Origin of the sequence: Duganella sp. HH101, assembly GCF_001758795.1 — a bacterium.
Lineage (GTDB): Bacteria > Pseudomonadota > Gammaproteobacteria > Burkholderiales > Burkholderiaceae_D > Rugamonas > Rugamonas rivuli.
Genome location: NZ_LRON01000004.1, coordinates 429,030 through 455,902 on the forward strand (window position 1 = coordinate 429,030; position 26,873 = coordinate 455,902).

The 26,873-nt window shown below is 64.8% G+C and carries 27 protein-coding genes and 1 riboswitch; of the genes, 11 read left to right on the top strand and 16 right to left on the bottom strand.

The genetic code is table 11. The features are described from left to right. Nucleotides 1-9: 9 nt before the first annotated feature. Nucleotides 10-999 carry a GlxA family transcriptional regulator gene (locus DUGA2_RS09465; protein ID WP_070269018.1) on the bottom strand — a complete coding sequence of 330 codons (990 nt, stop codon included), beginning with the start codon at nucleotides 997-999 and terminating at the stop codon, nucleotides 10-12. 107 nt (nucleotides 1,000-1,106) lie between these two features. Here DUGA2_RS09465 and DUGA2_RS09470 point away from each other — a divergent pair, with 107 nt between their 5' ends. Further along, a complete protein-coding gene (locus tag DUGA2_RS09470) occupies nucleotides 1,107-1,724 on the top strand; it encodes a cysteine hydrolase family protein (RefSeq protein WP_070269019.1) in 618 nt (205 codons plus the stop codon). Here DUGA2_RS09470 and DUGA2_RS09475 read toward each other — a convergent pair. From DUGA2_RS09475 to DUGA2_RS09505, 7 genes are read right to left on the bottom strand one after another with little or no spacing between them, the layout of a single operon-like run. After that, the gene (locus DUGA2_RS09475) at nucleotides 1,721-2,071 is read right to left on the bottom strand and encodes a translation initiation factor Sui1 (RefSeq protein ID WP_070269020.1); all 351 of its coding nucleotides are present in this window, start codon (nucleotides 2,069-2,071) and stop codon (nucleotides 1,721-1,723) included. The genes DUGA2_RS09470 and DUGA2_RS09475 overlap by 4 nt on opposite strands. A gap of 27 nt (nucleotides 2,072-2,098) precedes the next feature. Beyond that, nucleotides 2,099-2,596, bottom strand: coding sequence for a DUF2867 domain-containing protein (locus DUGA2_RS09480; RefSeq protein ID WP_070269022.1), 498 nt, complete (start codon nucleotides 2,594-2,596; stop codon nucleotides 2,099-2,101). Between the two features lie 38 nt (nucleotides 2,597-2,634). After that, the gene (locus DUGA2_RS09485; RefSeq protein WP_070269023.1) at nucleotides 2,635-3,339 is read right to left on the bottom strand and encodes an alpha/beta fold hydrolase; all 705 of its coding nucleotides are present in this window, start codon (nucleotides 3,337-3,339) and stop codon (nucleotides 2,635-2,637) included. 1 nt (nucleotide 3,340) lies between these two features. After that, complete coding sequence (locus DUGA2_RS09490; protein ID WP_070269025.1) at nucleotides 3,341-3,991, bottom strand: hypothetical protein; 651 nt, start codon at nucleotides 3,989-3,991, stop codon at nucleotides 3,341-3,343. After that, nucleotides 3,988-4,956 carry an MlaD family protein gene (locus DUGA2_RS09495; RefSeq protein WP_008450145.1) on the bottom strand — a complete coding sequence of 323 codons (969 nt, stop codon included), beginning with the start codon at nucleotides 4,954-4,956 and terminating at the stop codon, nucleotides 3,988-3,990. The genes DUGA2_RS09490 and DUGA2_RS09495 overlap by 4 nt, the downstream gene beginning before the upstream one ends. A gap of 13 nt (nucleotides 4,957-4,969) precedes the next feature. Next, nucleotides 4,970-5,758 (bottom strand): ABC transporter permease, encoded by a 789-nt coding sequence (locus tag DUGA2_RS09500; RefSeq protein WP_070269027.1) that lies wholly within the window; start codon nucleotides 5,756-5,758, stop codon nucleotides 4,970-4,972. A gap of 54 nt (nucleotides 5,759-5,812) precedes the next feature. Next, on the bottom strand, nucleotides 5,813-6,682 hold the full coding sequence (locus DUGA2_RS09505) for a LysR family transcriptional regulator (protein WP_070269029.1): 870 nt from the start codon (nucleotides 6,680-6,682) through the stop codon (nucleotides 5,813-5,815). 109 nt (nucleotides 6,683-6,791) lie between these two features. Here DUGA2_RS09505 and DUGA2_RS09510 point away from each other — a divergent pair, with 109 nt between their 5' ends. Continuing rightward, nucleotides 6,792-8,180, top strand: a complete 1,389-nt coding sequence (locus DUGA2_RS09510) for an MFS transporter (RefSeq protein WP_070269031.1) — start codon at nucleotides 6,792-6,794, stop codon at nucleotides 8,178-8,180. Here DUGA2_RS09510 and ribB read toward each other — a convergent pair. After that, nucleotides 8,177-8,839, bottom strand: coding sequence for a 3,4-dihydroxy-2-butanone-4-phosphate synthase (gene ribB, locus DUGA2_RS09515; protein WP_070269033.1), 663 nt, complete (start codon nucleotides 8,837-8,839; stop codon nucleotides 8,177-8,179). The genes DUGA2_RS09510 and ribB overlap by 4 nt on opposite strands. A gap of 97 nt (nucleotides 8,840-8,936) precedes the next feature. After that, nucleotides 8,937-9,086: riboswitch (FMN riboswitch) on the bottom strand. 95 nt (nucleotides 9,087-9,181) lie between these two features. Between ribB and DUGA2_RS09520 the strand changes: the two genes are divergently transcribed. Genes DUGA2_RS09520 through DUGA2_RS09530 form a run of 3 tightly spaced genes read left to right on the top strand, consistent with a single transcriptional unit; the run spans nucleotide 9,182 to nucleotide 13,395 of the window. Further along, nucleotides 9,182-12,007 carry a pitrilysin family protein gene (locus DUGA2_RS09520; RefSeq protein ID WP_229214648.1) on the top strand — a complete coding sequence of 942 codons (2,826 nt, stop codon included), beginning with the start codon at nucleotides 9,182-9,184 and terminating at the stop codon, nucleotides 12,005-12,007. 52 nt (nucleotides 12,008-12,059) lie between these two features. Continuing rightward, nucleotides 12,060-12,260, top strand: a complete 201-nt coding sequence (locus tag DUGA2_RS09525; RefSeq protein ID WP_008450136.1) for a hypothetical protein — start codon at nucleotides 12,060-12,062, stop codon at nucleotides 12,258-12,260. Nucleotides 12,261-12,288: 28 nt separating this feature from the next. Further along, nucleotides 12,289-13,395 (top strand): alpha/beta fold hydrolase, encoded by a 1,107-nt coding sequence (locus DUGA2_RS09530; protein WP_070269036.1) that lies wholly within the window; start codon nucleotides 12,289-12,291, stop codon nucleotides 13,393-13,395. A gap of 22 nt (nucleotides 13,396-13,417) precedes the next feature. Here DUGA2_RS09530 and DUGA2_RS09535 read toward each other — a convergent pair whose 3' ends face one another. After that, complete coding sequence (locus DUGA2_RS09535; RefSeq protein WP_070269038.1) at nucleotides 13,418-13,615, bottom strand: hypothetical protein; 198 nt, start codon at nucleotides 13,613-13,615, stop codon at nucleotides 13,418-13,420. A gap of 18 nt (nucleotides 13,616-13,633) precedes the next feature. After that, complete coding sequence (locus DUGA2_RS09540; protein WP_070269040.1) at nucleotides 13,634-14,026, bottom strand: VOC family protein; 393 nt, start codon at nucleotides 14,024-14,026, stop codon at nucleotides 13,634-13,636. 80 nt (nucleotides 14,027-14,106) lie between these two features. Here DUGA2_RS09540 and DUGA2_RS09545 point away from each other — a divergent pair, with 80 nt between their 5' ends. From DUGA2_RS09545 to DUGA2_RS09555, 3 genes are read left to right on the top strand one after another with little or no spacing between them, the layout of a single operon-like run. Beyond that, entirely contained in the window at nucleotides 14,107-15,540 is a 1,434-nt protein-coding gene (locus DUGA2_RS09545) for a cytochrome P450 (protein WP_070269042.1), read from the top strand. Nucleotides 15,541-15,589: 49 nt separating this feature from the next. Continuing rightward, nucleotides 15,590-16,114 carry an SRPBCC family protein gene (locus tag DUGA2_RS09550; protein ID WP_070269044.1) on the top strand — a complete coding sequence of 175 codons (525 nt, stop codon included), beginning with the start codon at nucleotides 15,590-15,592 and terminating at the stop codon, nucleotides 16,112-16,114. Between the two features lie 18 nt (nucleotides 16,115-16,132). Continuing rightward, nucleotides 16,133-16,576: a hypothetical protein gene (locus DUGA2_RS09555; protein ID WP_070269045.1), complete on the top strand. Its 444-nt coding sequence runs from the start codon at nucleotides 16,133-16,135 to the stop codon at nucleotides 16,574-16,576. Nucleotide 16,577: 1 nt separating this feature from the next. Here DUGA2_RS09555 and DUGA2_RS09560 read toward each other — a convergent pair whose 3' ends face one another. Next, nucleotides 16,578-17,597, bottom strand: a complete 1,020-nt coding sequence (locus DUGA2_RS09560; protein ID WP_070269047.1) for an AraC family transcriptional regulator — start codon at nucleotides 17,595-17,597, stop codon at nucleotides 16,578-16,580. Nucleotides 17,598-17,719: 122 nt separating this feature from the next. Between DUGA2_RS09560 and DUGA2_RS09565 the strand changes: the two genes are divergently transcribed. The 3 genes from DUGA2_RS09565 to DUGA2_RS09575 are packed head-to-tail and all read left to right on the top strand — an operon-like array spanning nucleotide 17,720 to nucleotide 22,513. Then, a complete protein-coding gene (locus tag DUGA2_RS09565; RefSeq protein ID WP_070269049.1) occupies nucleotides 17,720-19,312 on the top strand; it encodes an FAD-binding oxidoreductase in 1,593 nt (530 codons plus the stop codon). Further along, complete coding sequence (locus tag DUGA2_RS09570) at nucleotides 19,309-20,919, top strand: glycerol-3-phosphate dehydrogenase/oxidase (protein WP_070269051.1); 1,611 nt, start codon at nucleotides 19,309-19,311, stop codon at nucleotides 20,917-20,919. Before DUGA2_RS09565 ends, DUGA2_RS09570 begins: the two co-directional genes overlap by 4 nt. A gap of 31 nt (nucleotides 20,920-20,950) precedes the next feature. Then, nucleotides 20,951-22,513, top strand: coding sequence for an FGGY-family carbohydrate kinase (locus DUGA2_RS09575; RefSeq protein ID WP_070269052.1), 1,563 nt, complete (start codon nucleotides 20,951-20,953; stop codon nucleotides 22,511-22,513). Between the two features lie 96 nt (nucleotides 22,514-22,609). Here DUGA2_RS09575 and DUGA2_RS09580 read toward each other — a convergent pair whose 3' ends face one another. From DUGA2_RS09580 to DUGA2_RS09595, 4 genes are all read right to left on the bottom strand, one after another. Next, complete coding sequence (locus DUGA2_RS09580) at nucleotides 22,610-23,974, bottom strand: diguanylate cyclase domain-containing protein (RefSeq protein ID WP_229214649.1); 1,365 nt, start codon at nucleotides 23,972-23,974, stop codon at nucleotides 22,610-22,612. A 264-nt stretch (nucleotides 23,975-24,238) separates the two neighbouring features. Then, nucleotides 24,239-25,432, bottom strand: coding sequence for a PLP-dependent aminotransferase family protein (locus DUGA2_RS09585; RefSeq protein WP_070269056.1), 1,194 nt, complete (start codon nucleotides 25,430-25,432; stop codon nucleotides 24,239-24,241). Nucleotides 25,433-25,533: 101 nt separating this feature from the next. Next, nucleotides 25,534-25,995 carry a RidA family protein gene (locus DUGA2_RS09590; protein ID WP_008450109.1) on the bottom strand — a complete coding sequence of 154 codons (462 nt, stop codon included), beginning with the start codon at nucleotides 25,993-25,995 and terminating at the stop codon, nucleotides 25,534-25,536. Nucleotides 25,996-26,102: 107 nt separating this feature from the next. Then, the coding region (locus tag DUGA2_RS09595) for a DMT family transporter (RefSeq protein WP_070269058.1) at nucleotides 26,103-26,873 on the bottom strand (771 nt) is incomplete at its 5' end.

Below are 26,873 nucleotides of genomic sequence, written 5' to 3' on the forward strand. Positions count from 1 at the left end.
CTCGCGCCGTCAATCCGGCGCGGCGGAGCGGTATAGCTTGCGGTACTCGGACGGCGATGTCCGCAGCGCCGCCCGGAAGTGCTGTCGCAACGACAGCGCGGAACCGAATCCCGCCTGCTGCGCCACCACTTCAATCGATACTTCGCTGCTCTCCAGCAGATGCTGCGCATGGGTCAGCCGCTGGTTCAGCAGCCATTGCTTGAACGAGGTGCCGGTGGCGTTGCGGAAGTGGCGCGTGAAGTTCCTGCGGCTCATCAGCGCACGCTCGGCCAGCGCATCGATGCTGTGGTTCTGCGTCAGATCCTCTCCAACCCACGCCAGCACCTGAGCGAAGCGGTCGTCGCTGCCGGTGACTGGAAGCGGGCGTTCGATGAACTGCGCCTGTCCTCCCTGCCGGTGCGGTGCGACCACCAATTGCCGCGCCACCCGATTGGCGACCTCCGCGCCGCATAGCTGCCGCAGCAGGTGCAGGCAGCAATCCAGGCCCGCCGCCACGCCGGCCGACGTTACCACCTTCCCCTCATCGACATACAGGACTTCACGGTCGACCTTGACCTTGGGGTAGCGCGTGGTCATGGTGTCGGCGCAGGCCCAGTGCGTGGTGGCCGTGTAGCCGTCCAGCAGGCCGGCTTCGGCCAGCGGAAGCGCACCGATGCACAGGCCCACTACCTGCGCGCCGCGCTGGTGGGCGCGGCGCAAGGCGTGCAGCAAGTTAGGCGGAGCGGGGCGGCAGTCGGCATGCCAGGATGGCAGGATGACGATGTCGGCCCGGGTCAGCGCGGCGAGGCTGTGGGTGGCGACGATATCGAAGCCTGCCGTGGTGCTCAGCGGCGCTGCCGGGTGTTCCGCGCATACTTTGACGTCGAAGGTCGCGCTGCCGCAGTCGGCGCGCTGGGCGCCGAACACCTGGCATGGTACCGACAGGTGAAATGGGTTGATGCCGTCGAAGGCGATGACGGCGATGCGGTATTTATGGATGGGCGGGGTGGATGTCGACATGGCCTGATTATATCGCATGGTGGCCTTCGGGCCACTTTTGGATAAGGCCGCGGCGGCGCAGAATGTCACTCACCGGGCGCTTCCGCCTTATCCTACAGGAGAACAACATGACCGCAACCCCACGCCGTGCCTTGATCGTGATCGACGTCCAGAACGAATACTTCACCGGCAAGATGAAGATCGAGTATCCACCGGTTGAGACTTCGTTGCCGAATATCGGCCGCGCCATGGATGCCGCGCGCGAAGCCGGCATACCCGTGGTGGTGGTGCAGCACGACGCGCCGGAGGCTTCGCCGATCTTTGCGCTGGGCTCGGACGGTTGGAAAGTGCATCCCGTGGTGGCGCAGCGGGTGCACGACCATTTCATCAACAAGGGCATGGCCAGCGTATTTGCCGGGACCGACCTGGCGGACTGGCTGAAGGAGCGTGGCGTCGATACGCTGACCATCGCCGGTTACATGACGCACAACTGCAATGCATCGACCATCTTCGAGGCGAAGCATCGCGGCCTGCAAGTGGAGGTTCTGGAGGATGCCACCGGTGCGCTGCCGTATGAGAATGCGGCGGGCAAGGTCAGCGCGGAAGAGATCCACCGCGTTTTCAACACGGTATTCCATTCGAACTTCGGCGCGGTGGTGAGCACCGAAGATTGGCAGGTTGCGGTGCGTGATGGCCGCAAGCTGGAATCCGACAATATCTATCTGTCGAACCAGCGTACGCGCTAACCGCCGGTGCGCTTGGGTTGGTGGCCCAGTTTTTTCAGGGCTTCCATCACCAGGTCGCAGTGGTCGCCCTGGATTTCGATGACGCCATCCTTGACGGTGCCGCCGGAACCGCAGGCGCTGCGGAGCTGCTTGCCCAGCAGGGCGAGGGCGGTGGCGTCCAGCGCCAGGCCTTTCACCAGCGTGACGGTCTTGCCGCCGCGCCCTTTGGATTCGCGCGATACGCGTACGACGCCGTCGCCGGCAGGCTTGGATTTGGCTGCGGCCTTGCAGCTGCAATCGGCGACCGGCTGGCCGCAGTCGGGGCACATGCGGCCGGTTTCGGTGGAGTAGACGAGACGGGTTTTCATAGAGCCGGAATTCTAGCAGAAGCCGGCCTAGAGAAAACGGGCGTTCCTCAGCGATGCCGGCACGATGCGGCGGTGCATGGGCGCGACGAACAGCATGTAGACGCGGCCCAGCAGGTTGTGGATGTGGACGACGGTGCTGACGGCTACCTTGTCCTCCAGCTTGCAGACGGAAACTTCGACGTGCAGGTGCTTGTCGGTGTCGCCGAGAATGACTTCCTGTTCGCTGAGGTAGCAGATGGTGAAGATGCCGACGCGGTCGCCGACGCGGTAATCGATGGCTGGCTTGGCGGGGTTGACATCGCCAAGGCCGCCAAGGTTCTTCAGACCGACCAGGCTCACCACGCGATTACGCAGCGCCATCAAGCGGTTGATCCACGCGGGCATGCCTGCCACCACTTGCAAATACAAGTCCAGCGCGGAACGCGGCGTTGGCTTGATGGCCGTTTCGTAGCAGTCGTAAAAGTCGGCGCCGTCAAGGTGGCGGGATATTTCGCTGTGTGGCGGGATGTCGATGGCGGAAATCATGGAGGTCCGTGTACACGAAAGAACATGCTCAAACAGTATCATATGCTGGCCGCGCGTGCTGACTGCCTCGCAAAAGCGGCGATGGCCGCTGCGGACTCCGTGGCGGCAGTCTGCAGGAGGCAATGCGGTCCATGTAATGTCAGCAACTCCGTTGCGGGGTAGAGCGTTGCGATGTCATGTCCGGCGCTAGCCGGTACTACGCGATCTTCCAATGCCTGCATATAGAGGACCGGCAGTTGCAGCGTCTTCAGTTTGGCCGAGACATCGACCGTGAGCACGGTGCGCAAACGGGCTTGCAGTACCCGGCTTTCGACTGCGGCGATGGCTGCGGCCAGGGAGGTGCGTAAGGCCTTGCTGGCTTGGCGACCCAACAGCGTATAGCTTATCAACGCGGCGGGCGCCAGTTTGATCGGCAGGCGGGATGCCAGCCTGCCGATAGCGTCGAGTACCGGTCTTGGATTGCGCACAAAGGTGCAGCACAGGACAACGCCAACAAGGCCCTCAGGGCGAGACGCGGCAATCGAAATGGCGATCGGACCTGAGAACGACTCGCCAAGCAGTATGAATTGCCCGCTTGTTGGCAATGCCCGGCGCGCGATCGCTTCCAGTTCGCTGTAGCCCAGTGGCTCGTGGGTAGGATAGGGAACGACGGTGATTGCGAATTCATCCTTTAGCGCATCGATGAGGGGAGCGAACAGATTCCCGGTTCCATCCATGCCAGGCAATAGGACGATGGTCAGCATCCTACGGTTTTTCGCCGACGAGATCGATGCGGCGTTTGATGCGTTGGGCTTCTGCGGTATCGCCCGATTTCTCGGCGCGCATGGCCTGGACGCCCAGCCATGCCAGCAACGGACGGCGCCAGCCTTGGGTGGAAGCGGTGTCCACGGCGTCGCTCAGTACTTGCGGCGTGGCTTTGCCGGTGCGGAGCAGGACGCCGCTGGCCACCAGTTTCGAGAGCGGGTCGGCGATGGCTTGCGTGGTGATGCTCCCTGCGGCTACCGGCTGGTGCTGTGGCGGCAGCAGCGCGATGTCGGCGGCGGTGGCGCGGCCGGATAGGTAGGCGGCGTAGGCGCGGTCGGCCGGGCTGGCGTCCTGCGACAGTTTGTCGTAGCCGGCGCAGTCTTCGAATACCAGCGAGGCGACGCGCGCGGCGCAGCGTATCAGTTCGGCGCGTATCATCAGATCGACCTTGCCGGTGCTGGCCAGCGCTGCGCGGGCGCGCTGGTATTCGGCCGCTTCCACGCGGGCGTTGCCGGACAGGTAGGCGGACGTGCTGCGCTCGATGGAGCTCTGCGCGTTCATCTGCCAATCCGGCACGGGCGGGTTGTTGCCGCAGGCGGCCAGCAACGTGGCGGCGGTCAGTGCTGCAATCAGGTGAGCGGTAGTCTTCATGGCAGTTTGATCTCCGTGTCGCGCTTGAACGGCCATTTACGGTTGATTTCATTGACCAGCTGTTCCACCCGGCGCAAGCTGCTTTCCACCTCGCCCCGCAGCACACCCAGATCGGCCGTGGCTTCCTTGGCGTTGGCGCCTACGGCCTGTGCTTCGACCAGCACCGCGTCCATTTTCTTCAGACTGTTGCGGGCGTCCGCCAGCAGGCCGTTAAGCTGCACGATGGTCGCCTGCGCGTCCGTCATTACGCCTTGCTTGCCGAAGACTTGCGTATCGGCGTGGCCGATCAGGCTATCGGCCTTGGTGGCCAGCGCGTTCACGGTGATCAGCAGCTTGTTGGCGCGCTCCACCAGTTGTTGGGCGTTCTTGTCGTCGCCGGCGATCAGGCCCATGGCGCCGCCGGGGCCATTGAGCTTGCCGGTGACGCCCTGGACGTTGGCCAGGCTGGCGGCCAGCGCGGAATTTTCCGCCGTCAGCTTGTTGAGGTTTTCCAGCAGATCCTTGGCGGCGGCCAGCAGGCGTGGGATTTCGGCGCCGGCATCGCCGACCAGCAGCGCGCGGGCGGCGCCGTCTTCCAGCGGCGGATCGGTCGGTATGCCGCTGAAGGCGCGCAGCTTGGCGCCGCCCACCAGGCCGCGCTCCAGCGTGAAGATGCTGGAGCTGCGCAGCCAGTGCGCGTCGTTGCGCGGCACGTCGACGATCACGCGCGCCTTCCCGTCCTTGCCCAGCTCTATGCGGCGCACGCGGCCTATCGGGAAGCCGGCGAATGTGACGTCCATGCCGACGGTGACGCCTTCCGAATCGTCCGCCTGCAGCACCAGCGTCTGCGTCGATTCGAAGGCCCCGCGCGCGTACATCAGGTACAGCGCCGAACCGGCCACCAGCACCACCATCAGCACCAGCAGCAAGGCCGCCTTGAATTCCGCGTTGCGCACCGGCGCCGCTTCGTTTGTCTGTTCTGTCATCGCTTTATTCCGCTCAGTAGTAGTTGCCCATCAAGGAGGCGATTTCGATCAGCAGCATCACGGCGAACAGGCGCACCATGTCGTACAGGCCGTGCGTTACCTTGGCGCGGTAGCTGCTGCTGAAGTAGAAGGAGGAGGCCATCGGTATCAGGCCGACCGCGAAACTGAAGAAGACGATCTTCAACACCAGGATCAGCGCAACCGCCGGATTGAACACCTGGCCGACCACGCGCGTGTAGCCCGGCAGCGCCCATGGCGTGAAGCCGTACAGCGTCAGATAAGCCAGGACCAGCGTCATCACGCAGCTGACGGCAGCCAGCATCCACACGGCGAATACGCCGGCCGCCACGCGCGGGAAGAATTCCTGGCGCAGTTCCGCCTCGCTGGTGTTGTCGGCGTTGCTGCGGCTTTGCGAGAATTCCAGTCCGGCGGGCAGGGTGGTGCGCAGCGCGACGAAGGCTGCGGCGGTCAGCGGAATCAGCTCCAGCACCAGCACGCGCACCACCATCTCCAGCGCGAAGCGGGAGAGGCCGTAGCTCTGCGAGGTGACGACCACGATGCGGATCAATACGAGGCTGACCAGCGCCGACAGAACGCCATACCAGGCCAGGTTGGGGGCGGTGTCGCGCACGATGTGCCGCGCCAGCAGGTTGCGGTTGGCGCCGCGATAGCTGGCCGGGCTGAAGGCCAGAGGCAGCATCAGCACGGCGAATTGCAGCAGCCGCCACCAGCTGTTCAGCCAGGCGACGGTTGCGCGGATCAGGCGCCGCAGCGCCGGGGGGATAGATGCGTCCATGCTCATGTTGGCATCTTAGCACCGCGATGGCTTGGTAAGGTGTCCGGCACGGCCGCGCGCCTATTCCTCTTCCGCGAAGGTGGCGATGATGGCGTCGGCCGTGGCGCGCACGCGGGCGCTGCGACTCAGGTCGGTGTGCATCACCAGCCAGACCTCGTAGTGGTCGACCCGTTCGGGCCAGACGCGCGTGAGCTGCGGATCGCCGTCGGCCATGTGGCAAGGCAGTTCGGCCACGCCCATGCCGCGCCGGGCTGCGTCCAGCATGACCATGCCGCTATTGACTTCGATCGCCACGCGGGCGTTGGCGATCGGCTCCAGGCACAGCTTCTCCTTGTGGCGCGGCGCCACCGAACCCTGGTAGACGATGATGTCGTGGCCCTGCATGCCGTTGCCGGGCACCGGCATGCCGCGTTGGGACAGATAGGCCGGCGTGGCGTACAGGCCCATGCTGCGCCGGGCCAGGTGGCGCGAGATCAGGTCGGGACTGGTGGGTTTGAGCGTGCGCACCGCCAGTTCTGCTTCGCGCCGCGTCAGGTTGCTGATCTCGGTGCTGGTGCTCAGGACCACGCGGATTTCGGGATGCATGACGTGCAGCCGCTGCATGGCGCCCAGCACCGAGTGGCTGGCGATGGTGTCCGAGGTGGCGACGCGCACGGTGCCGGACAGGCGATTGTCGATGCCCTGCATCTCGCGCTGGAACTGCAGGGCCGCGCGCTCCATCAATTCGGCGGCGGTGACGGCGAGTTCGCCGGCCGGCGTGGCCAGGTAGCCGGACGGCGTGCGCAGGAACAGCCGTGCGCCCAGCGATGCTTCCAGCGCGTTGAGGCGGCGGCCGACGGTGGCCTGGTCGATATCGAGGAAGGCGGCGGCCGAGCGCAGCGTGCCTTTGCGGTAGATGGCGAGGAAAATCCTGGCGTTGTCCCAATCCATGCGGCGTGTCCGGGTGTGATGCATTTTTGCATCGGAGTGCCGATGTTATGCGTATTTACTGCATCATGCAAGAGGGCTAACATCGGCGCATCTCTCCAAAGGACGCACCATGACTACCCCTGTCTCCGTGGCGCCGGCGATCCAGCCGCGCCAGATTCCCGCCTTGCTGGTGTTAATGACACTGGCCGTAGGCTTTGTGATGGCGATGATCGATGTCACCGCCGTCAATACCGCCTTATCCGATATCTCCGTCAACCTGGGCGTGCCGCTTACCGGCCTGGTTTGGGTGGTGGACGGCTACACGCTGACCTTCGCCGCGCTGCTGATGGCAGGCGGTGCGCTGGCCGACCGCTTCGGTCCGAAGAACGTCTACCAAGGCGGCCTGAGTGTGTTCATCCTCGGTTCCGTGCTGTGCGCCGTGGCCCCCAGCGGCAATGCGCTGATCGCAGCGCGCCTGCTGCAGGGCGCCGGCGCGGCGCTGTTCATGCCGAGTTCCCTCAGTCTGCTGACGCATGCCTACGAGGACCAGGCCACCCGCGCGCGCATGCTGGGGACGTGGTCGGCCATCGTCGGCTGCTCGTCGGCGGCCGGTCCGCTGGTGGGCGGCCTGCTGGTGCACTCGTTCGGCTGGCGCAGCGTGTTCTGGGTGAACGTGCCTATCGGCCTGCTCGGCATCGTGCTGACGCAGGTGGTGGCGCCGGCCACGCCGCGCCATGAGCGCGCGCTGTCGATGCTGAGCCATTTGCTGGGCGTGGTAGCGCTGGCGGCGCTGAGCTTTGTGCTGATCGAAGGCCCGGCGCTGGGCTGGGCTTCGGCGCCGGTGCTTGGCGCGGCTGCTGCGACGGTGCTGGCGGCCTTCATGCTGGTGCGGCGCGAACGCAACGGCGCGCATCCCTTGCTGCCACGGGCGCTGTTCGATACGCCGGCCTTCGCGGCGGCCAATGGCGTCGGCTTCCTGATTAACTTCGCGGTGTTCGGCCAGCTGTTCCTGCTGAGCCTTTTCATCCAGCAGTCCGGCGCGGATGCGCTGCATACGGGCTTGAAGCTGATACCGATGATGGCCGCTTTCGCTGTCGGCAACCTGACTTCGGGGCGCATCACGGCGCGTGTCGGCACGCGGCCGCCGATGCTGTATGGCTTGATGGTGGGCTTGATCATGGCGTTTGTGATGCTGGTCGGCTTGAGGCCGCAAACGCCATACTGGCTGCTGGTGTTGGGTGCGGTGGTGATGAATTTCGCCATCGGCATCGCGATTCCGGGCATGACGGCGACCGTGATGCTGGTGGCCGGCAAGGCGCACTCCAACAGCGCCGCCGCCGCGCTGAACGCCAATCGTCAGATCGGCGCCCTGGTCGGCGTGGCGATGATGGGCACCGTGATGCATATGGCGCCCGAGTGGGCCTGGCGTCTGCCGCTGTCGTTCTGCCTGATTACGGCGGCATACGCCGGGGCGCTGTTGCTGGTGTACCGCTACGTCAAACTGGGCAAGCCGGTTTAAACGCCATGCTTACGGCGCCATTCGATCATCTCGGCGATGGTCAGGATGGGCATGCCGTGCAGTTCGGCGAAGCTTTCGATGTCGGCGCCGCGCATCATGGTGCCGTCTGGGTTCATCAGTTCGCACAGCACGGCGGCGGGGTTGAGGCCCGCCATCGTCGCCAGGTCCACCGAGCCTTCGGTGTGGCCTTGGCGGGCCAACACGCCACCCGGTGTGGCGCGCAGCGGGAAGACGTGGCCTGGATGGACCAGGTCATGCGGCACGGCGTCCGCCGCGATGGCGGTGCGGATGGTGGTGACGCGGTCGGCCGCCGAGACGCCGGTGGTGACGCCCTCGCGCGCTTCGATCGACACCGTGAACGGCGTGCCGTAACGGCTGCCGTTATCGGCGGCCATCATCGGCAGTTCCAGCGCACGCACCTTGTCGGCGCTCAGGCAGAGACAGACGATGCCGCTGCATTCGCGGATCATCATCGCCATCGACTGCACGGTGATTTTTTCGGCGGCGACGATCAGGTCCGCTTCATTCTCGCGGTCGAAATCGTCGAGCAGGATCACCGGCACGCCGGCGCGCATGGCGTCCAGCGCCGCGGCGATACGGCCTTCCAGGTCGTCCGAAACGAGGGAATAGGGGGATACTGCGGATTGTTGGTCAAACATGTGGAACGCTCCTCGCAAAATTGGCGAAAAACGCGACAGGGCAAGCGAATACGCGCGGCCCGCCACACCGATCGCTCGGGCGGGAGGCCGCGTCACCGCACATCTTCTTTCATCCGGACTATACCGTCGGCTCTGGAGTCGCACCAGATCTGCTGACCCTTTGCGATGGATTGCAAAGGCGCTCGCGGGCTTGGCCATCGCTGGCCTTACCGCCGGTGGGGAATCGCACCCCGCCCCGAAGACGTCGTTAACACCTGCCGGCTGGCAGGCGAGCGAGGATTCTAGCCCAAATTAAGAATTTCGGTGTAAGGTAGCTTTTTCCTTCCTAAAATTGCAATGGGTATGAAGCTGATGACAATGCGTAGCGCCACCGCCGCCGTTCTGCTGGCGTGTACTCTCATGGCGCAAGCCGTCGATCAGCCGCCGCTGAATTTGAACGATCAGATTCCCATCGGCCCGCAGGTCAAGGTGGGCACGCTGCCCAACGGCTTGACCTATTACGTGCAAAAGAACGCCCGCCCCGAGAAGAAGCTGGAGCTGCGGCTGGTGGTCAAGGCGGGATCGATCCTGGAGGACGAGGACCAGCTAGGCCTGGCGCACTTCACCGAGCATATGGCTTTCAACGGCTCGACCCATTTCAAGCGCAATGAACTGGTGTCCTATCTGCAGACGATAGGCGTGAAGTTCGGCGCCGACCTGAATGCCTACACCACCTTCAACGAAACCGTCTACGTGCTGCCGATACCGACCGAGAAGCGCGAGGTGGTGGAGCAGGGCTTCCAGGTGCTGGAGGACTGGGCGCACGGGCTGTCCTTCAACGATGCCGATATCGACAGCGAGCGTGGCATCGTGCTGGAGGAGCTGCGGCTGGGTAAAGGCGTGGACGACCGCATGAACAAGGTGGTGCTGCCGAAGGTGCTGAACGGCTCGCGCTATGCGCAGCGGCTACCCATCGGCAAAGAGGACGTCCTCAAGAACTTCAAGTACGACGCCATCAAGCGCTTCTACCGCGACTGGTATCGGCCGGACCTGATGGCGGTGGTGGTGGTCGGCGATATCGAGCCGGCCGATGCCGAGCAGCTGATCGTGCAGCATTTCGGGAAGTTGAAAAATCCGCAGAACGAACGGCCGCGCGAGTATGCCAGGATTCCGGAGCGCGCCGAGCCTGAGGGCGTGGTCTTTACCGACAAGGAGATCGGCACCAATTCGGTCTTCATCCGCTATCCGATCCAGGCATGGCAGCCAGGCACCACGATCGCCGATTACCGGCAGAAGATGATCGAGAATATCTACGGTTTCATCCTCGGCCAGCGCATGCATGAGTTGACGCAGCAGGCCAATCCGCCGTTCCTGCAAGGCTTCAGCGGCATGAGTGGCGTGATGCGCGGCTATCGCTCCTTCGTCGCCGGCGCTGTGCTGGGCAAGGGCGGCGTGACGCCGGCCATCAACGCGCTGGTGCAGGAAGACCAGCGCGCGCGCCAGTACGGCGTTACCGAGTCCGAACTGGAGCGCGCCAAGAAAGGCTTGCTGCGCAACTTCGAGCGCATGTACAACGAGCGTGACAAGTCCGATTCGTCCGGCTACGCGGCGGAGTACATCCGCAACTTCCTCGACAAGGAAAGCATCCCCGGCATCGCCGCGGAGTACCGCTACGCCAACGAGCTGATACCGGGCATCGCGCTGTCGGAGGTGAATGCCGCCGTGCGCGCGGCGATCCCCGACAGCCAGAACAAGCTGGTGGTCTACTCCGGCACCGCTGCGGCGGGGGCGCTCACGCCGAAGGCCGAGGAGCTGCTGGCCGTGGCCAGCGCCGCCGAGAAAATCAGCGTCAGTGCGCGGGAGGAGAAGGTGTACGCCAGCCAGCTGATGCCGGTTCCGCCCAAGGCCGGCAGCATCGTCAGCCAGACCGTCAATGCCAAACTCGGAATGACCGAGCTTGTGCTGAGCAACGGCGTGAAGGTGGTGCTGAAGCCTACCGACTTCAATAACGACCAGGTGATCGTGACAGGCTTGCGGTTCGGCGGCTGGTCGCTGCTGGGCGACCAGGATTTGTTCAGCGCGCGCTACGCCAGCAATATCGTGCACCAGATGGGCGTGCAAAACTACACGCCGAGCGATCTGGTGAAGGTACTGGCCGGGAAGACGGCGGCCGCCAGCGCCAGCGTCAGTTCGCTCAACGAGATGGCGAACGGCTTTTCCGGCAAAGGCGATGTCGAGACCATGCTGCAGCTGCTGTACCTGAACATGACCCAGCCGCGCAAGGACCCCGCCATCTACAGCGCCTATGTCGACCGCCAGCGCGAACTGGCGAAGAACAACTTGGCGCGGCCCGAGTCCATCCTGGGCGATACGATCACGGCTACGCTGTACAACAACAACCCGCGCGTGCAGCGGGCGCCGAAGCCCGCCGACTTCGACCAGCTGGGCATGGACCGCGCGGTGGACCTGTACAGCAGCCGCATGTCCAGCGCCAAGGGCTTTACCTTCTTCGTGGCGGGCAGTTTCGATGTCGAGAAGGTCAAGCCGCTGATCGCCACCTATCTGGCCAGCCTGCCGGTGGGCGACATTCCCGTGGCGTTCAAGGACGAGGGCGTGCGGCCGGTGCGCGGTGTGGTCAAGAAGGAGGTGCATGCGGGTTCGGAGCCGAAGAGCACGATCTCGCTGTCCTTCACCGGCGAGACGCAGTTCTCCGCGCAGGAGCGCATGCGCTTGCAGGCATTGATCGAGGTGTTGAATATCAAACTGATCGAGGTGCTGCGCGAGAAGATGGGGGCGATGTACAGCGGCGGCATACGCGGCGGTATCGAGCGCATCCCGTACCAGCACTACGCGGTCACGGCCACCTTGCCTTGCGCGCCGGAGAATGTCGACAAGGTGCTGGCGGCGACGTTTGCGGAGATCGACAAGATCAAGGAGAGCGGCGCACTGGACTCGGACCTGGAGAAGGTGAAGGCGACGTGGCTGAAGAACTATCGCAACGGCCTGCGCGAGAACGGCTACTGGATGGCGGTGATGATGAACGCCTTCGTCAATCAATCCGATCCGGCCGAGGTGCTGACCTATGAGTCGCGCGTGACGGCACTGACGGCGGAGGAGTTGAAGGAGACGGCGCGGCGCTATTTCGACATGAACAACTACGTGCAGGTGGTGCTGTATCCGGCGAAGTAGGCGGGCCGCCTGTTACACTGGCGGCTTGTATCAACCGATGTAGAGATAAATCATGGCAAAGAAAAAAGAAGAGCTGGATCCGGAAACCCTGGAATTGATCAACTGGTGTATCGAAGTGGAGGGCTTCCTGGTCAAGGGCGGCGCCACGCAGGAAGAAGCGCAGGAGCATATCGAAGAGCAGGTGGAGTGGTTCACCGACCAGTTCTACGAGGGCCTGACGCCCGAAGAGGCGGCGAAGGAAGCGCTGGCCTGATACCTTGTCCTATGCTGGAATTGTCACGATGAGAATATACGCTGTTGTTTTGCTGTTCCTTGTTACGCTTTACCATCAAGTCAACGCCGAGGAGTGCCCAGCCGGGAAGTCCTACGAACAGGCGAGGGCGGTAGTCCGCGACCTTCAGCGCATCGTGGCGCCTGGCGGCGTCGATGAGTCGTATACGACGACCATCGGCGGCATCAAGCAGTGGCTCAATGTGCGCGGGCAGGACAAGTCCAATCCCGTCATCCTGTTCCTGCACGGCGGCCCTGCGGCGCCGCTGACGCCGAGCACCTGGGAGTTCCAGCGGCCGATCGAGGAGTACTTCACGGTCGTCAATTGGGACCAGCGCGGGGCCGGCAAGACTTATCTGGAAGCCAAACCCGAAGAGATCAGCGACAGCATCCACATCGACCGCTACGTCAAGGACGCCATCGAGGTCGCCGAGTTCGTACGCCAGCGTTACGGCAAGAGCAAGGTGATCCTGATGGCGCACAGCTGGGGAACTGTGATCGGCATGAAGGCCGCGCTGGAGCGGCCGGACCTGTTTTACGCCTACGTCGGCATGGGCCAGGTGATCAATACGCCGGACAACGAGCGGCTCAGCTTCCAGTACGGGTTGGACCAGGCACGGGCGCATAACAATGCGGAAGCGATCGCGGAGCTCAATTCCATCGCGCCGTATCCGGGCAATACGCCGATCACGCGCGAGCGCATCATCATTGCGCGGAAATGGCCGCAGTTCTATGGCGGGCTGAGTGCGTATCGCGATGGCGGCGCGAAGTACTATTTCGATGCGCCCTTGCTGTCGCCCGAATACGACTGCAAGGCTGCTCGCGCGGTCGATCAGGGCAGCCTGTTCACGCTGGACCGGATCCTGCCGGAGTTCCTGCTGGTCGACTACAAGCAGGTGCGCAAATTTCCGATCCCGGTGGTGATGTTCATGGGGCGTCACGACTATACAACGCCCTCCGCGCCCTCCGCCGCATGGCTGGAGCAAGTGGACGCGCCCTACAAGAAGGGAATCTGGTTCGAGCGCTCGGCGCACATGATTCCGTGGGAGGAGCCGGGCAAAACGCTGAATAGCTTGCTGGAGTATGTGCGGCCGTTGGCGATTCCTGCGAGTCGTTAAAGAAGCGGAGGGCCGGTTCTGTCTATGCGAGCGGGCCGGTGACGAAATCGGCCAGCAGCCCCCATCGTTGCCCTCCGCCTTCGGATATGCAGAACGTGCCGCTGAGCTGTACATCCCACAATACCAAATCCCCGTTATTCTCGACGACGAACTCGTAGGTGTTCGGCAGCTGGCCGGGTCGCAGCACCACGCGCAGTCCTTCGTGGTTGGTGATGCTCATGTTGTGCGGCTATTCCTTTTATATGGCGTCGTGACAAACGACGCAGATTTTGTTCCCCTCCGGGTCGCGCAGGTAGGCGCCGTAGTAGTTGGCGTGGTAGTGCGGACGTAATGCCGGCGGCCCTTCGCAGCGGCCGCCGTTCGCCAGCGCGGCGGCGTGGGCGCGGTCGACCGCTACGCGCGACGGCGCCATGAAGGCCGTCATCTGGCCGTTGCCGCAGGCGGCCGGTTGGCCGTCGTACGGTTTGCCGACGATGAACAAGGGCCGCGCACCTTCTGCCGGCTGCCAGCCGGCCCATGGCTTGGATGCGTCGTTGAAGCGCAGGCGCGTGCCCAGCTCCGTCATCACCGCGTTGTAGAAGGCGAACGCCGCTTCGAAGTCGTTGGTCCCCACGTAGATATGCGATAGCATCGGTTTCCCCGGTTGAGTGAGTAGATCGTCAACATTTCGGGGTATAGTGTACCCGGAGACTAATCGAATGGGGGAACACCATGGAACTGACGTCCGTCGCGCCACCGCCGCTGCGCCGCATCGCCGATTTGCCCGCGCCGAAAGCGCAGCTGTTGATGGGGAATGTACGCGATATCAATCGCAAGCCTTTGCATCAGGTGCTGGAGAGCTGGGGCCGCGAGTTCGGCCCCATGTACCGCTTCCGCGTGCTGCGCAAGGAGATCGTCGTCACGTCCGACCGTGAACTGATCGCCAGCCTGCTGCGCGACCGGCCCGACGCGATGCGCCGCTCCAGCCGCACCGCCGAGGCGCTCAACGAGGTGGGCACGCGCGGCCTGTTCACAGCGGAGGGCGAGGATTGGCGGCGCCAGCGCAAGCTGGTGATGCGCGCGCTGACGCCGGAAGTGATCCATAACTTTTTCCCCACATTGACCGCGCTGACCGAACGCCTGCGCCTGCGCTGGGAGACCGCCATCGCCGCCGGCAGGCCGGTCGATGTGCTGCGCGACCTGAAGGCCTATACGCTGGACGTGACCATCGGCCTGGCGATGGGGCAGGACATCAACACGCTGGAGCTGGAGGAACATCCGCTGCAGCGCGATATCGAATTCCTCTTCAAGCTGGTGGCCAAGCGCCTGACGTCGCCGTTTGCCTATTGGCGCGTGCCGGTGCTGCGGCGGGCCGACGACCATGAGGCGATTGCGGCGGCGGAGCGCATCCAGCGCGCCATCTTCGGCTTCATCGCCGAGGCCCGCAAGCGCATCGAGCGCAATCCTGCGCTGCGCCAGAAGCCGTCCAATATGCTGGAGGCGTTGATCGTCGCCCGCGACGAGCCGGATTCCGGCCTGACCGACGAGGCGGTGGTCGGCAATGCGATCACCATGGTCTTTGCTGGCGAAGACACGACCTCGAACACGACCGCCTGGCTGATCGATTTCCTGTCGACCCATCCGCAGGCCGCGCGCAGCATGGCGGCGGAGACCGGACAAGTCCTCGGTGCCAAGGCCGTGCTGGACGACTACCATCAGCTGGAGCACCTGAAATACATCGACGCCGCCACGCGCGAGGCCATGCGCCTGAAGCCGGTGGCGCCCATCATGGCGGCGCAGCCGAACGAGGATGCGGTGGTCGGCGACCTGTCGGTGCCGAAGGGGACGGTGATCTTCCTGCTGCTGCGCCAGGCCTCCGAGCGCGACTGCGAGCTGGCGCAGCCAGAGCGCTTCCAGCCGGAGCGCTGGCTGGAGGGCGCCCACGGCGGCGGCGACGACCCGGCGCGCAAGCTGTTCCCCTTTGGCGGCGGGCCGCGTTTCTGCCCCGGCCGTTATCTGGCGATGGCCGAGATCAAGATGGCGATGGCCATGCTGGTCAAGAATTTCGAGATCGAGCGGGTGCCGGGCGCGGCGCCGGTCGAGGAGCGCTTCACCTTTACGATGACGCCGAGCGCATTGCCAGTGCGACTGATCAAAAAAACATGATAGGCTAGATGTGCAGCGTCCATCCGCGTCTTAAAAAAAGGGAAAAATCATGCTGAAGAAGATCGCCATCGGTGTCGTCGTTCTGGTTTTGATCGTGCTGGGCCTGGCCGCCATGCAGCCGGACAGTTACCGCGTGCAGCGCACCATCGCCATCAAGGCGCCGGCCGAGAAGATCCTGCCGCTGATCAGCGACTTCCACAACTGGACGTCGTGGTCGCCGTGGGAGAAGCTGGACCCCGCGATGAAGCGCACCTTCAGCGGCGCGCCCAAGGACCAGGGCGCGGTCTACGCATGGGAAGGCGACGACAAGGTCGGCTCCGGCCGCATGGAGATCACCGGCCTGACGCCGGCCAAGGTCGATATCAAGCTCGATTTCCTGAAACCGTTCGAATCGCATTGCCAGACCGTGTTCGCGCTGGAGACCAAGGGCGACATCACCACCGTGAGCTGGACCATGTCCGGCCCCAGCGAATTCATGACCAAGCTGATGGGCCTCGTGGTGAGCATGGACAGCATGATAGGCAAGGACTTCGAGGCCGGCCTGGCCAATATGAAGGCGGTGGCCGAGAAATAGCATATGCGGAGGTGGGCCATGAACTTGCGTCTGAGACGGGCGGTGGCGGTGCTGGCGATGCCGGCGTTATTGATGGCGGCTGCCGGCGCTTCGCCGCCCCCGGTGCGGCAGAGCCATCCCGTCATCGGCACCTGGCGGATCACCATGCCCGATGGTTCATGCAGCGAGACCTACCGCATCCGCAGCGACGGCACCACGCTGGTGTTCAGCAACGAGGAGGTGGCCGAGTCCACCTTCTCCATCAGCGACCAGCCGGACAAGGATGGCTTCTACAAGGAGGTCGACACCATCGTCAAGGACAACGGCAAGCGCGATTGCCTCGGCGATGTGAGCGAGGTGGGGCACTCGTCCACCACCTATCTGCTATTCCATCCCAGCGGCGACATGTTCCTGATGTGCGTGGAGCGGCGTACCGACAAATGCCTGGGGCCCTTCATCCGGGTCAAGGGCAACGCGATTTGATCTACGCGCGGTAGGCGCCGGGATTGACGCCCGCCCATTCCTTGAAGGCGTGGTTGAACGCGCTCTGCTCCTGGTAGCCCAGAAGGAAGGCGATATCCACCAGGCTCAGTTCCGGCTGGCGCAGATAGTCCTTGGCCAGCGCGAAGCGGGCCTGGTCCAGTATCTGCTGAAAGGTCGCGCCGGCCTCGCTCAACTTGCGTTGCAGCGTGCGCGGCGACAGTTTCAATTCTTCGGCAATGGATGCCAGCCGCACCTGGCCGTGGGCGAGGTTGCGGACGATGGCGGCATGCACCTGCTGGGTGATGGCGTTGTCGGGCTGCGCGCGCTGGCGCAGCAGTTGTTCGGCGTGCTGCTGCAGCACCGGGTAGAGGCTGACATCGGCGTTCGGCACCGGGTAGGCCAGCAGGGCTGCGTCGAAGCTGGCGACGTTGGCCGCTGCGCCAAAGGCGGGCATGGCGCCCAGCACGCGCACGTATTCGTCGCGGTCCGCGGGCGCGCCGCCGTCGTGGGTCAGGGTCAGTTGCGCGGCTGGCAGTGTGGTCCCGGCCAGCCAGTTGCCGAATACGCGGATGCCGGCGAAGACGCTGTCGGCCAGGTGGCGCTGGGCCGGGCCGTAGTTGCTGTGCCAGGTGTAGTGGGCCACGCCGTCCGCCACCGTCAATGCCGAGCGGCCCAGGTCGTGCGCCAGCTGCTCGTAGCGCATGGTCTGTTCGAAGGCCTGGCCGAAGTCGCGGCAGCTCAGCAAAATCAGGCCGTAGACGCTGTAGGTGCCCAGCTTGACGCGTTCACCCACGTGCAGGCCGAAATGCGGATCGTTGGCCAGGTGGGCGCCGATGTCGAGCAGGCGCACGTAGTCGTCGGCGCGCAGGGAGTCGGGCAGGGGCTGCAGGGCGCCGGCGGGCATGCCGGCCGCCTGCTCCAGCGCCATGGCCGTGACGCCGCGCGCCGCCGCCGCTTCGAGCAGGGGCTGCAGGTAGGAGCCGGCCACGCGGCGCGTCAGCTCAGCGTGCGGACTTGGCATGATCGAACAAGGCGGATGTCATGAAAGCGCAATACCAGGTGGGTTCGTTATCTTATTCTGTTGTCATTGAAACTCGGTGCGCGCCAGTATAGCAAGCGCTCCGCTACGCAGACAGGAAAACAATGAGACGCTGGAACGGTTGGGGTGACGATACGATAGAGTTTGCGCTGAACGACGATGCGCTGGGCTTTCTGGCGCAGCGCATCGGCAAGGGTTCGCCGGTGGCGGATGCGGCGTTCGAACAGGCTTGCGCGCAGATCGCGCCTTCGCGGCTGCCGCCGCATGCGCTGGTGGACACCTCGGCCGAGGTCCGGTTGCGCAGTGCGCTGGGCCAGAGCCTGCCGGACTGGCTGCGCCTGCGCTACGGCGTGATCGGCACGGCGCCGGATGGCGTGGCCCATCCGGAAAGCCCTGAGCAGGTGAGGGAGTTGATCGATTTCGCGCAGCAGTTCGGCGTGGCGCTGATACCGCAGGGTGGCGGCACCAGCGTGGCCGGGCATTTGACCGCGCCGGCCGGCGCGCAGCCGGTGCTGTCGGTCAACCTGACGCGCCTGCGCCAGCTGCATTACCTCGATACCGAATCGCAGCTGGCGACCTTCGGCGCCGGCGTGTTCGGGCCGGACCTGGAGGCGCAGTTGCGCGCGCGCGGCTACACGCTGGGCCACTTCCCGCAGTCGTTCGAGTATTCGACGCTGGGCGGCTGGGTGGTGACGCGTTCGTCCGGCCAGCAATCGCTGCGCTACGGGCGCATCGAGCAGATGTTCAGGGGCGGCAAGGTGGAGACGCCGGCCGGTACGCTGGATATCCCGACCTTCCCGGCGTCGGCGGCGGGCACGGACCTGCGCGAGATGGTGCTGGGCTCAGAAGGACGACTGGGCATCCTGACCGAGGCCACGGTGCGCGTGACGCCGCTGCCGGAGTACGAGGCTTTCCATGCGGTGTTCTTCCCGAGCTGGGATGCGGCGGAGACGGCGGTGCGGCAGGTGGTGCAGGCGGGATTGTCGCTGTCGATGCTGCGTTTGTCGAATCCGCTGGAGACGACCACCATGCTGGCGCTGGCCGGCCACAAGAAACTGATCTCGGCGCTGGAGCGCTATCTGTCCTGGCGCGGCTGCAAGGACGGCAAGTGCATGCTGATGATAGGCGTGAGCGGCCGCAAGGCCGCAGCCAAGGCGGCGCTGCGGCATGCGCTGGTGCTGGTCGCGCCGCACGGCGGCGTGCATATCGGCCGCAAGATGGGCGACAAGTGGAAGCAGAACCGCTTCCGCAACGTCTATCTGCGCAACGCGGCCTGGCAGCACGGCTATGCGATCGATACGGTGGAGACGGCGGTGGATTGGCCACGCGTCGGCACGATGATGCAGGCGGTGGAGGCTGCGGCCGCCGACGCGCTGGCGCAGTACGGCGAGAAGGTGCACGCTTATACGCACCTGTCGCACCTGTATGCGCAGGGGGCCAGCGTTTATTCGACCTTTGTCTACCGGCTGGCCGGCGACTATGAGCAGGACCTGGCGCGCTGGCGCACGCTCAAGCATGCGGTGAGCATGGCGATCGTCGGGAACGGCGGCACCATCAGCCATCAGCACGGCGTGGGCAGCGACCATGCGCCATATCTGGCGGCGGAGAAGGGCGAGTTGGGCTTGGCGGCGATGCAGGCCTTGTTCAACCATTTCGATCCGCAGCAGATCATGAATCCCGGGAAGCTGCTGCCATGACGGCGCACTGGCGCAATGGCGGGCGCTCCGCGTTGACGGATCTGCTGGCGCGCGAGTGGGATGTGATCGTGATCGGCGGCGGCATCACAGGCGCGGGGATCTTGCTGGAGGCGTCGCGGCGCGGGCTGAAGGCTTTGCTGGTGGAGCAGCGCGATTTTGCTTGGGGTACGTCGAGCCGGTCTTCGAAGCTGGTGCATGGCGGTTTGCGCTATCTGAAGGAGGGCCAGTTTGCGCTGACCCGCGAGTCGGTGCATGAGCGGCAGCATCTGCTGCAGCATGCGGCCGGGCTGGTGGAGCCGCAGAGCTTTGCTTTCGGCGATTACGAAGGACGCAAACCGGGCAAGCGCATGTTCCTGCTTGGGCTGGCGATCTACGACCGCATGGCGGGGCAAAAGGGGCGGCATTACTTTGGATTGAACGAGTTCGGTGCGCTGGCGCCGAACGTGTCGACTGTTGGGCTCAAGGGTGGCATGGTTTACACCGATGCCAAGACCGACGATGCGCGGCTGGTCATGCGCGTATTGCAGGAGGCGCAGCAGCTTGGCGGCGTGGCCGTCAATTACATGGCGGCGGAGTCGCTGCTGCGGGTGGATGGCGACGGGGTTCGCGGCGTGCGGCTGCGCGATGGCGTGAGCGGCGCGGAGCACGAGGTGCGCGCGAAGCTGGTCATCAGCGCGACCGGTGCGTGGGCGGATGGCCTGCGCACGCAAGGCGCCGCGTCTGGCAAGGCCGCTGCGGCCAAACCACGGTTGCGGCCTTTGCGCGGCAGCCACCTGGTGCTGCCTGCCTGGCGCTTGCCGCTGGCGCAGGCGATCAGCTTGATGCATCCGCTGGACGGCCGGCCCGTGTTCGCCTTCCCGTGGGAGGGCGTGACGCTGGTGGGCACGACGGATGTCGACCACAAGGACGATCTGTCGCGCGAGGCCGCGATTACGCGGGCAGAAGTCGATTATCTGATGGCGGCCCTGCACGACCAGTTCCCGCAGCTAGGCTTGCAGGAGCGCGACGTGATCGCCAGCTATGCCGGCGTGCGTCCCGTGATCGACAGCGGCAAGGCCGATCCGTCGAAGGAAGGACGCGACCACGCGCTGTGGCTGGAAGACGGGTTGCTGACGGTGACAGGCGGGAAGCTGACCACGTTCCGCGTGATCGCGCTCGATGCGCTCAAGCTGGCGGCGACGCTGCTGCCGGAGTGGCGCGACAAGCTGGAGCCGCAGCCGGTGTTCGGCGCGGCAGCGACGCGCAGCCTGCCTTACCAGCGTCATTTGCCGGCGGGCCAGGCGCGGCGTCTGCAAGGCCGTTACGGCGCGCTGACGCGGGAACTGATCGCGGCTGCGCAGCCGGGCGAGCTGGCGCTGATCGCGGGGACGGAGACCATCTGGGCGCAATTGCGCTGGGCGGCCCGCTGCGAGTCGGTGCAGAAGCTGGAGGACTTGATGCTGCGCCGCAGCCGTCTCGGCATCCAGCTGCGCGGCGGCGGCGTGGACATCATCGGCCGCATACGCGCCATCTGCCAGCCGGAGCTGGGCTGGAGCGACGAGCGGTGGGATGCCGAGCAGGCCGCCTATCTGGCATTATGGAATACCCATTACAGTCTGCCCGCATAAGTACGGGCACACATTACGAGACTAGAGCGACATGGCCGACCAATACCTTCTTTCCATCGACAACGGCACCCAGAGCGTGCGCGCATTGCTGTTCGATTTGAACGGCAACCTGGCCGCCAAGGCGCAGGTGCATCTGCAGGCTTACTTCTCCGATCATCCCGGCTGGGCGGAGCATGACGCCGATGGCTACTGGAAGGCGGTCGGCCAGGCGTGCCAGCAGCTGTGGGCTTCCACCGATATTCCTCGTTCCGCCATCAAGGGCGTGGCGGTGACGACGCAGCGCGGGACGGTGGTCAACCTCGACCGCGACGGCAAGGTGCTGCGGCCGGCGATCACGTGGCTGGACCAGCGGCGCGTGGGCAAGCAAAAGCCCCTGAGCTTCCTGTGGCGCACGGCGTTCAAGCTGGCGCGCGTGTCCGGCACCATCGAGTACTTCCGGCGCGAGGCGGAGATCAACTGGATAGCCGAGCATCAGCCGGACATCTGGGCCAGGACCGACAAGTATCTGCTGCTGTCGGGCTTTCTCAATTTCCGTCTGTGCGGGCGGCATGTCGATTCGATCGGTTCGCAGGTGGCGTATCTGCCGTTCGATTACAAGCGCCACAAGTGGGCCGGCGCGCGCGACTGGAAGTGGGAGGCGCTGGCGGTGCGCAAGGAGATGCTGCCGGAGCTGGTGGAACCGGGCACGGTGATCGGCGCGATCACCGCCGCCGCCGCCGAGGCGACCGGCATCCCGGAAGGCACGCCGCTGGTGGCCGCCGCCGCCGACAAGGCCTGCGAGGTGATAGGCGCCGGCGCGCTGGAACCGCACATCGCCTGCCTGAGCTACGGCACCACCGCGACCATCAACACCACCACCAAAAAATACGTCGAAGTGACGCCGTTGATACCGCCTTATCCGGCGGCCATTCCCGGCGCCTACAGCACGGAGGTGCAGATCTTCCGGGGCTACTGGATGGTGAACTGGTTCAAGGAGCAGTTCGGACACTTCGAACAGATGGCCGGCGCGCAGCAGGGCATGGCGCCTGAGGCGATGTTCGATCTGCTGGTGAACGAGGTGCCGCCCGGGTCGATGGGCTTGATGCTGCAGCCTTACTGGAGCCCGGGCATCAGGACGCCGGGGCCGGAGGCCAAGGGCGCGATGATCGGCTTTGGCGACGTCCATACGCGCGCCCATATGTACCGGGCGATACTCGAGGGCCTGGCCTACGCGCTGCGCGAGGGCAAGGAGCGCATCGAGAAGCGCAGCGGCGTGCCGGTGACGGAGTTGCGCGTGGCCGGCGGCGGCTCGCAGAGCGATGCGGCGATGCAGCTGACTGCCGATATCTTCGGCCTGCCGGCGGCGCGTGCGCATGTGTACGAGACGTCGGGACTGGGCGCGGCGATTGCGATAGCGGCGGGGCTGGGACTGCACAAGGACTTCGACAGCGCGACCCGCGCGATGACGCGGCCGGGCAGGGTGTTCCAGCCTATCGCGGCGAACCGGCAGATCTACGACAAGCTGTATCGGCGCGTGTACCTGAACATGTACCGGCAATTGCAGCCGATGTATCAGGAGATCGCCGATATCACGGGTTATCCCGAGCAGCTTTAATGGGGGTCAGGTCTGACATTTGGACACGAACTGGGCCCTAAGCGGCCAGTGATAGACGAGCTCGTGTCCAAATGTCAGACCTGACCCCAGGTTTTGTTAGCGCATCACCAGCGCCTTGACCGCTTCCATCGCGGCGCTGCCGGTCTGGGTGGCTTGCACCTGATTGCGGCCGCCTTCCTTGGCCACGTACATGGCGCGGTCGGCGGCGACGAACAGCGATTCGGTGTTGTCCAGCTGGTGCGGCTTGATCGTCGCCACGCCTATGCTCACCGTCAGCCAGGCCGACGTGGTCGAGCGCGGGTGCGGGATCTGCAGCGACTCGACGTGCGCGCGGATCGATTCTGCCAGCAGGTAGGCCGAGTCGCTGTCGGTCTCGGCGAACAGCAGCACGAACTCCTCGCCGCCGTAGCGCGCCGCCAGGTCGGTCGGGCGCAGCGCGTGCGAGGCGATGGCCTGCGCCACCTGCTGCAAACAGGCGTCGCCGGCCGGGTGGCCCAGGGTGTCGTTGTACAGCTTGAAGTGGTCGACGTCCAGCACCACCAGCGACAAGGGCAGGCCGCTGCGCATGGAACGCTGCCATTCCTTCTCCAGGAAGGTGTCGAAGTGGCGGCGGTTGGCGATCTTGGTCAGCGGGTCGACCATCGCGGCGCGCTGCAACGCGTCTTCCGACAGCTTATGGTGGGTGATGTCGTGCAGCAGGCCGATGAACAGCGGCTGGCGCAGGTACATCGGCGTCAGCGTCAGGTCCATGCACACCGAGCTGCCGTTGCGGTGGCGGATGATCACTTCGCGCGTGCCGTGGCTGTGCGCCGTCTCCGGCGCGGCGGCGTAGCGTTCGAAGTAGTCCAGGTATTCCTGCGCCACCAAAGGATTGAGCAGCTCCGAGATGGCGCGGCCGGCCAGTTCGTTTTCCTGGTAGCCCAGGTATTTGTCGCAGGCCGGATTGGTGAACTGGATGCGGCCGTCCGCCTCGATGATCAACAGCCCCTCGGCCATGTTGTTGACGATGGTGCGCAGGCGCTCGGCCTGTTCTTCCTGGGTCTCGCTCTTGCTGCGGATGTGCAGCTGGGTGCGCACGCGGGCGCACACTTCGGCCATGCGCAGCGGCTTGCTGATGTAGTCGACGGCGCCGATGTCGAAGCCGGCCACCACGTCCTCGGTCTCGGTGCGGGCGCTCATGAAGATCACCGGGATGCCTTGCGTGGCGACGTGGCTCTTGAGCTGGCGGCAGGTTTCGAAGCCGTCCATGCCGGGCATCATGACGTCGAGCAGGATCAGGTCGGGATGGACGCGGCGCGCGATCTTCAGCGCCCGTTCGCCGGAGGTGGCGACAAAGGTTTGGTAGCCCTGCTGGACCATCAGCTTGCGCAGTGCGCTCAGGTTCTCCGGCGCGTCGTCCACTATGAGTATCGCGGCATCGCGCCGCGTGGCAAGGATGGGATTTGGGACTGGGGTGAACAAAGGCTGGCCTGATTTGAAAGTGACTATCCGTTCAAATCATAACGCGTCGGCCTCGCTCCGGGTGAAAAAAAATCCGCTGTTTTTCGAGGATTGCTTCGGAATTGACAACCATGCCACGCCAGCATGCTATTGGCTTACTTAATGTTGATGGGATGTTATGGCTTTGCGCGGTTTCCGTGACTATTGGTGATAAAGTCGCGGTGGCAGTGTTGTATTTCGGCGGGCGAAAGTGGGCGGCGGACGCCGCCCACGAGGTATGACGACTTAGATCTTGGCGGCGATCAGTTTGCCCAGGATCTCGATGCCGGTACGGATGCGGTCCGGCGCCACGGTGACGAAGGACAGGCGCAGCGTGTTGGTCTCCGGCTCGTTGGCGTAGAACGGCGAACCCGGTACGAAGGCGACCTTCTGGGCGATGGCTTCGTCCAGCAGTTTCATGGCGTCGATGTGCTTAGGCAGCGTAACCCAGATGAACATGCCGCCTTCCGGCTTGGTCCACTCGACGCCGGCCGGGAAGTGCTGGGCCATGGCGTCCAGCATGACCTGGCACTGGTCGCCGTACAGGGCGCGGATTTTCGGGATGTGGCGGCCCAGGAAGCCGTCCTTGATCACTTCGTGCACGACCATCTGGGTCAGCTGCGAGGTGTGCAGGTCGGCGGCCTGCTTGGCCAGTTCCAGGCGGCGCACCAGCGGCAGCGGGGCGACCACGTAGCCCAGGCGGATGCCGGGGGTCAGCACCTTGGAGAAGGAACCCATGTAGATCACGCCGTCCGGGTTCATCGCCACCATCTTCGGCAGCGGGTCGCCTTTGTAGCTCAGGGCGCCGTACGGATCATCCTCGATCAGCGGCAGGCCGAGGCGGGCGCAGGTTTCCACCAGCTCCAGGCGGCGTTCGACGGACAGGGTGCGGCCGGTCGGGTTCTGGAAGTTCGGCAGCGCGTACAGCAGGCGGGCGCCGGCGGCGACCTTGTCCAGCGACGATGGCACCAGGCCGTGTTCGTCGGTGTCGACCGATTTGAATTCGGGACGGTAGACCGAGAACGCTTGCAGCGCGCCCAGGTAGGACGGGGTCTCGACCAGCACGTGGCTGCCTTCGTCGATTAGCACTTTGCCCAGCAGGTCCAGCGCTTGCTGGGAGCCGGAGGTCATCAGCACCTGTTCCGGCACGATTTTCGCGCCGTTGGTCGACAGCGAATCGGCGATCCACTGGCGCAGCGGCAGGTAGCCGTCGGTCGGGCCGTATTGCAGGGCGACCTTGCCGTTTTCGCTCAGCACCTTGTCGAAGGCGGCTTTCATTTCGTCGACCGGGAAGGTCAGCGGCGATGGCAGGCCGCCGGCGAAGGAGATGATCTCAGGCTGCTGGGTGATCTTCAGGATTTCGCGGATGAAGGACGATTGCAGCTGGTCGGCGCGTTCGGAGAAGCGCCACTGGATCGGATTCGGGTTTTCGATTTTCATACATGTCTCACTAGATGTGTGCCGGCGCTGCCGGCTGTTCAACAAGCTCGCTTGTGGCGCGCTTTTATAAAAGGAACGACTCCGGATAAGGAGCCGCCCGCTTACGCGACTTCCGCGATCAGTTCGATTTCGACGCAGGCGCCAAGCGGGATCTGGGCGACACCAAAGGCCGAACGGGCGTGCTTGCCGGCTTCGCCGAAGACCTCGCCCAGCAGTTCGGAAGCGCCGTTGGTGACGAGGTGTTGTTCGGTGAATTCGGCCGTGGAGTTCACCAGGCTCATGACTTTGACGATGCGCTTGACGCGGGTCAGGTCGCCGCCGACGGCCGCCTGCAGGGTGCCCATCAGGTCGATGGCGATGGCGCGCGCGGCGGCCTTGCCTTCGGCGGTGTCGATGTTCTTGCCCAGCTGGCCGACCCACACGCTGCCGTCGGCGCGCTTGGCGATATGACCCGACAGGAACACCAGGTTGCCGGTTTGGGCGTACATGACGTAGGCGGCAGCCGGGGTGGCTGGTGCGGCCAGGGTGATATCGAGCGCTTTCAGTTTTTCGTAGACAGACATGTGTTATCCAAAGAGTAAGTGAGGGAATGCATTAGGCTAAGACCGATATTGTACGTCAGCGGCAGGGCATGCCCGCAATCGGTGCAAAATCAAGATAGTCTACGGTTTTAGCCCCGTTTCACCTGCATTTTGCGGCCCGTACCCACGACGGCGATGACGGCAATTGCAAAAACGACAGTAGGCCATTCCAGCGTCTCGCCCAAAACCGCCGCCGCGCCGAGCAGCGACAGGAAGGGCTGGACCAGCTGCACCTGGCCGACCCGCGCCACGCCGCCCAGCGCCATGCCGCGGTACCAGAAGAAGAATCCGATGAACATCGAGAAGACGGTGACGTAGGCGAAGCCGCTCCAGGCTGCGGGGCTGGCGGCGGCCAGCTGGGCGCCTTCGGCGCGGCACAGCCAGGCCACCAGCGGCAGCAGCACGGGCGCCGACAGTACCAGCGCCCAGCAGATGGTTTGCTGGCCGCCCAGGGTTTGCGACAGGCGGCCGCCGGCGGCATAGCCCATGGCGGCCAGCAGCACGGCCAGGAAGATCGCCAGGTCGGCCCAGTGCAGGCTGCCGCCGCTCTGGCGCAGCGCAAATCCCACCACCAGGGCGGAGCCGATACTGGCCATGAGCCAGAAGCCGGACGAGGGTTTTTCGCCGGCCAGCACGGCGCCGAAGACGGCGGTGGCCAGCGGCAGGATGCCGACCAGCACGGCGCCGTGGGCGGCCGGCAGGCTGCGCATGGCGATGGAGGTCAGCCAGGGGAAGCCGATGATGCAGCCGACGGCGACCATGGCCAGCGGCAGCAGGGCGGAGCGCGGCGGCAGCGGCGCGCGCTTCCAGGCCAGCCAGCCGCCGGCCAGCACGGCGGCCACCAGGGCGCGGCCGAGGGC

Coding starts and splice junctions, on each gene's coding strand:
- DUGA2_RS09585 (WP_070269056.1), bottom strand. CDS start 25,432: ATGAAAATCGAAAACCCGAATCCGATCCAGTGGCGCTTCTCCGAACGC.
- DUGA2_RS09535 (WP_070269038.1), bottom strand. CDS start 13,615: ATGAGCATCACCAACCACGAAGGACTGCGCGTGGTGCTGCGACCCGGC.
- DUGA2_RS09505 (WP_070269029.1), bottom strand. CDS start 6,682: ATGGATTGGGACAACGCCAGGATTTTCCTCGCCATCTACCGCAAAGGC.
- DUGA2_RS09570 (WP_070269051.1), top strand. CDS start 19,309: ATGACGGCGCACTGGCGCAATGGCGGGCGCTCCGCGTTGACGGATCTG.
- DUGA2_RS09550 (WP_070269044.1), top strand. CDS start 15,590: ATGCTGAAGAAGATCGCCATCGGTGTCGTCGTTCTGGTTTTGATCGTG.
- DUGA2_RS09510 (WP_070269031.1), top strand. CDS start 6,792: ATGACTACCCCTGTCTCCGTGGCGCCGGCGATCCAGCCGCGCCAGATT.
- DUGA2_RS09470 (WP_070269019.1), top strand. CDS start 1,107: ATGACCGCAACCCCACGCCGTGCCTTGATCGTGATCGACGTCCAGAAC.
- DUGA2_RS09490 (WP_070269025.1), bottom strand. CDS start 3,991: ATGAAGACTACCGCTCACCTGATTGCAGCACTGACCGCCGCCACGTTG.
- DUGA2_RS09500 (WP_070269027.1), bottom strand. CDS start 5,758: ATGAGCATGGACGCATCTATCCCCCCGGCGCTGCGGCGCCTGATCCGC.
- DUGA2_RS09530 (WP_070269036.1), top strand. CDS start 12,289: ATGAGAATATACGCTGTTGTTTTGCTGTTCCTTGTTACGCTTTACCAT.
- DUGA2_RS09465 (WP_070269018.1), bottom strand. CDS start 999: ATGTCGACATCCACCCCGCCCATCCATAAATACCGCATCGCCGTCATC.
- DUGA2_RS09540 (WP_070269040.1), bottom strand. CDS start 14,026: ATGCTATCGCATATCTACGTGGGGACCAACGACTTCGAAGCGGCGTTC.
- DUGA2_RS09560 (WP_070269047.1), bottom strand. CDS start 17,597: ATGCCAAGTCCGCACGCTGAGCTGACGCGCCGCGTGGCCGGCTCCTAC.
- DUGA2_RS09565 (WP_070269049.1), top strand. CDS start 17,720: ATGAGACGCTGGAACGGTTGGGGTGACGATACGATAGAGTTTGCGCTG.
- DUGA2_RS09545 (WP_070269042.1), top strand. CDS start 14,107: ATGGAACTGACGTCCGTCGCGCCACCGCCGCTGCGCCGCATCGCCGAT.
- DUGA2_RS09525 (WP_008450136.1), top strand. CDS start 12,060: ATGGCAAAGAAAAAAGAAGAGCTGGATCCGGAAACCCTGGAATTGATC.
- DUGA2_RS09575 (WP_070269052.1), top strand. CDS start 20,951: ATGGCCGACCAATACCTTCTTTCCATCGACAACGGCACCCAGAGCGTG.
- DUGA2_RS09520 (WP_229214648.1), top strand. CDS start 9,182: ATGAAGCTGATGACAATGCGTAGCGCCACCGCCGCCGTTCTGCTGGCG.
- DUGA2_RS09495 (WP_008450145.1), bottom strand. CDS start 4,956: ATGACAGAACAGACAAACGAAGCGGCGCCGGTGCGCAACGCGGAATTC.
- DUGA2_RS09555 (WP_070269045.1), top strand. CDS start 16,133: ATGAACTTGCGTCTGAGACGGGCGGTGGCGGTGCTGGCGATGCCGGCG.
- DUGA2_RS09485 (WP_070269023.1), bottom strand. CDS start 3,339: ATGCTGACCATCGTCCTATTGCCTGGCATGGATGGAACCGGGAATCTG.
- DUGA2_RS09590 (WP_008450109.1), bottom strand. CDS start 25,995: ATGTCTGTCTACGAAAAACTGAAAGCGCTCGATATCACCCTGGCCGCA.
- DUGA2_RS09475 (WP_070269020.1), bottom strand. CDS start 2,071: ATGAAAACCCGTCTCGTCTACTCCACCGAAACCGGCCGCATGTGCCCC.
- ribB (WP_070269033.1), bottom strand. CDS start 8,839: ATGTTTGACCAACAATCCGCAGTATCCCCCTATTCCCTCGTTTCGGAC.
- DUGA2_RS09480 (WP_070269022.1), bottom strand. CDS start 2,596: ATGATTTCCGCCATCGACATCCCGCCACACAGCGAAATATCCCGCCAC.